Raw genomic sequence first — 4,203 nt, 5'->3', positions numbered from 1 at the left:
TCTTTTATAACCGAAGAATTGATGGAATTAAACTGGCACAAAATCAATGAATATATAGCAGTTCCCATACTTGTGAGTTACAGAAGTTATCTCTTTGAGGCAGAAGGCAGGGGGCAGGAGGCAGAAGTTAGGTGTACCTCATGAGTCCGAGAAACGCTATAAACAAGGATTAAAAGTCTTAGCTGCTATTAGTTAATCTTTCAGTTCTTATCTTCATTATATACTAGAAAAAGCTCTCAATCAAGACAGATTGGTTATTTTATTCTGTCTAATTTTTTTAACAACAACCTGATAGAAATAATCGTGATAATTTTCTTCATCACTATATTAATTTGAGTTATACTAAACGGCTTAATAATCATCACCACTATTAAATAGGTTGATTTTTTAGTCAACCTAGATTCTGAAACCTTTCTTTGATCGGTTTTTTCCAATTCTTGTCACCCCGTCAAGTGTGTTTGTATTTAGAGGAAAATGAAGATCAGTAGATGAAAAATATGAATCCCTATCATCTACTGTCAGTAAGATTAAACGAATGCTGAACGCTGACTGCTGACGGCTAACTAATTTAAGTTTTCCTATACTGGTGCAAGATATCAGTAAAATCCACATTCCTTAGTATCTTTTTGATCTACTGAATCTTAGATTAAGTCTTTCCTACTTTCCCAAACCGTCTTTCTCGTTGCTGATAATTTAATAAAGCATCGTGGAGAGCATGACGATCAAAATCCGGCCACAAGGTTTGAGTCACGTAAATTTCTGCATAAGCTAGTTGCCACAAAAGAAAATTACTGATCCGCATCTCTCCACTGGTACGAATTAAAAGGTCAGGGTCGGGGATATCTTTAGTGTATAAATAATTTTCAAACAAACTTTCATCGATATCATCTAATTTTAGCAATCCCTGTTTTACCTGTTGTGCGATCGCCCGACAACTTTGGACAATTTCCTGGCGACCACCATAATTAGTGGCTACAGTAAATTGAACCCCAGTATTATTTTCTGTATCTTCCATCGAGCGAGAGATTTCTGACTGTAGGGAAGGACTTAACACATCTAAATCTCCCACAAAACGAATTCTGACGTTTTCAGTCATCATTTCCTGAAGTTCACGGCGTAGAACTCGCTCAAACAGAGTCATCAAAAAATCTACTTCTTCAAGGGGTCGCCCCCAATTTTCCGTAGAAAAAGCATAGGCTGTCAGAGCAGGAATACCCCAATCTCGACAACAACGGAGTAAATCTTTGAGGGTATCTACTCCTCGTTGATGTCCCATGATACGAGGGAGGCTGCGACGTTTTGCCCAACGGCCATTACCGTCCATAATAACGGCAATATGTTGGGGGAGAAGGTCTGGGTCAAGATCGGTGGGTAATTCCTTTAACACAATAGGCTGCTTAACAGTCATTTCTTCTCTTCTGATGAGTTCGATGACAATACACGAAAGGTTGTTTGTAGGAAGCGTCTTCCATCTGAGCCGATAACACGACTGAGAAGACCCCATCCAGGGGCTACAGACTCTCCTTTGACCAGTAGGGCAAATTTTTTGTCTAGTAGCTCCTTTAGTTTACTGCTAGTTAGGGGACGATCCAAGACCCCTTTTTCTGCGAGGGAAATAGAACCGGTTTCTTCAGAGACAATGATGCACAAACATTGATCGATCACTTCTGTAATACCCATAGCAGCCCTATGTCTTGTCCCCAGTTGACGGGAGAAGGTTTTATCGGAGAGAGGTAAAATGACTCCTGCGGAGATGATGCGGGTTCCCCGAATAAAAACTGCGCCATCGTGAAGTAGGGTTTTGGGCTGAAAAATGGTTTGTAACAGGGCTTTAGAAATTTCCCCGTCGATGGGCACCCCTTGATCCACAAACACCCTCATATCAATCGGGCCGGTGGTTTCAATAACAATCAATGCTCCTGTGCGGTTTTGGGAAAGTTCTCTGACAGCTTCTACCAGTTCGTCAACCACATTATTGGGTTTGATGTTGCTAGGTTTTCGTTTAAAGAATTGTAAAATTTTCCCCTGTCCGAGCAATTCTAGAAAACGCCGAAATTCTCCTTGGAAAATGACAGCCATAGCCACCGCTGCCCCTAAAACCAATTTTTCCAGGACAAACTGTAGCAGTGTCAGTTGGAGCTTTTCGCTGATCACTGCTGCTAACATAAGAATAATAAGCCCCCGAACCATGTACAGGGTACGACGCTCACCAATAGCAAGAAGCATTAAATAGGTTAGTAGTAAAACTAGACCAATATCAATGCTGTTGTAAATTAGCTCTTGAATTACGTCTGGCCGTGTCCAGTTTTCCGCAGGAGGCTGACTTGACAGGAAGTAAAATGACAAGGTGGATGCTCAATGGGAACAATTTGGGGTTAAGAATATGGGAATTAAGAGAGAAGCTTTTGGGGTAAACAATCTTGTCGGATAAGATCGTCGTAAGTTTCCCGTCTTAAAATCAAGTTAGCTTCTCCATTATTAACCAAAACCGCAGCAGGACGGGGCAAGCGATTATAGTTAGAAGCCATACTATAGTTGTATGCACCAGTCCCCATGATTACTAGAATATCTCCTGGATGGGTTTGAGGCAACTGAGCATCTTTAATTAAAATGTCTCCTGATTCGCAGTGTTTTCCTGCAATGGTTACAGTTTGATTGATTTGGGCGGACATTTTGTTTCCCAGAACTACGCTATAGGCGGATTGGTAGGTGATGGGACGGGGATTATCGGACATTCCCCCATCTACGGCGATGTAGGTACGCAGTTCGGGAATTTCTTTCTGACTACCCACTGTATAAGCTGTGACACAGGCGGAACCAATGAGCGATCGCCCAGGTTCGGCGATCAGTTTGGGTAAGGGTACACCACAGCGTTGACAGGCTTTCATGACGGCTTCGCTGACCGCTTTGACCCATTCTTCGATACTGGGGGGATCGTCCTCTTCTGTGTAACGAATCCCCAAACCTCCCCCGATGTTTAATACAGGTAAGGTCAAGCCGTATTCTTGCCCAATTTTTAGCCATTCTACTAAAACTCCGGCTAGATCTTGGTGGGGTTGTCTCTCGAAGATTTGGGAACCAATATGGGCGTGTAACCCTCGACAATCTAGGGATTTTTGTTCGGCGATGTAGCTGAAGACGGCCTCTATTTGATTGGGATCGAAACCAAATTTACTGTCTAGGTGTCCGGTGCGAATGTAATCGTGGGTGTGACATTCGATACCTGGGGTTAGTCTGATTAAAATGGGAATGGTCTGTTGGGAAAGATTTTGAGCCAGTTGAGGGATGGTTTGCAGTTCCACCCAATTATCAACAATAATGGTACAACCGATTTCTATGGCTTGTTTGAGTTCGGCAACGGATTTATTGTTGCCGTGAAAGTAAATTTTTTGAGCGATTTCTTGATTAGAATAGCCCATTTGTGTCAGTGCTTTTTGCGTTGTATGGAGTTCGCCTCCAGACACCACATCGAAGCCCAAGTCTTCTGTGGCGATGACAGCAACAACAGCCAGAGAACTCCAAGCTTTTGAGGCGTAAATGACTTGAGACTCCCCTTGATAGTAGGTTTGGAAAAAATCTCGGTACTGACGGCAAGCGGTTCTGAGGGTGATTTCGTCGAGGATGTACAGGGGGGAACCAAATTGCTCAACCAAGGTCTTTAGATCGCAACCACCGATTTCCAAGTTGTCGCGCGAGTTAATGTTGGCGGTTAGGGGTAATAAGGACTGGTTAGGCGATCGCGTCTCTGTTCCTGTGGGATTTTTTTGTAGGTAGTCTTGTCCCGTGTGAGGAGTTGTGCTAGGTGTCGCTATCATGATTTGCTGATCTATTTGGTGTAACTTGGTTAGGCAACTGCGAGACTTAGGGGAGTCAAGCAGACTTGAAAATAGGACTAAAATTGTTTCCAGGGTGAAATTTTAGCCCCAATGTCATGATCATAGTTGCTTCTACTCTCATACTAATACTACCTTATTCCACTTTTCACCTTGTTCTTTTGAACGCAGCTTTACAAACAGATTTGGCTACTTAATTATTGTGATGATTCAAGGTAGTGTTTAACCGGGCCAGATTGACTTAAGGATTTCTTGTGCTGTTTCACAATGGTTATACCCTTTTAACCCTTACTCAAAAATTTCCCCTATACACGGTCTAGCCTGCATTATTCATGAAGAAAAAACAAAACAAAAAAATAAGCAATTAGCA

The 4,203-nt window shown here is 42.5% G+C and carries 3 protein-coding genes; all 3 read right to left on the bottom strand.

The window, feature by feature from the left end; genetic code table 11:
* Positions 1 to 646: 646 nt before the first annotated feature.
* A complete protein-coding gene (gene uppS, locus P9B04_RS15545; protein WP_342055899.1) occupies positions 647 to 1,408 on the bottom strand; it encodes a polyprenyl diphosphate synthase in 762 nt (253 codons plus the stop codon).
* A complete protein-coding gene (gene cdaA, locus P9B04_RS15540) occupies positions 1,405 to 2,286 on the bottom strand; it encodes a diadenylate cyclase CdaA (protein ID WP_342055900.1) in 882 nt (293 codons plus the stop codon). The genes uppS and cdaA overlap by 4 nt, the downstream gene beginning before the upstream one ends.
* A 104-nt stretch (positions 2,287 to 2,390) precedes the next feature.
* A complete protein-coding gene (gene lysA / locus P9B04_RS15535; protein WP_342055898.1) occupies positions 2,391 to 3,815 on the bottom strand; it encodes a diaminopimelate decarboxylase in 1,425 nt (474 codons plus the stop codon).
* Between the last annotated feature and the right edge of the window lie 388 nt (positions 3,816 to 4,203).

Source organism: Crocosphaera sp. Alani8 (assembly GCF_038442745.1).
Taxonomy (GTDB): domain Bacteria; phylum Cyanobacteriota; class Cyanobacteriia; order Cyanobacteriales; family Microcystaceae; genus Crocosphaera.
This window is presented reverse-complemented; position numbering and strand designations above follow the sequence as displayed.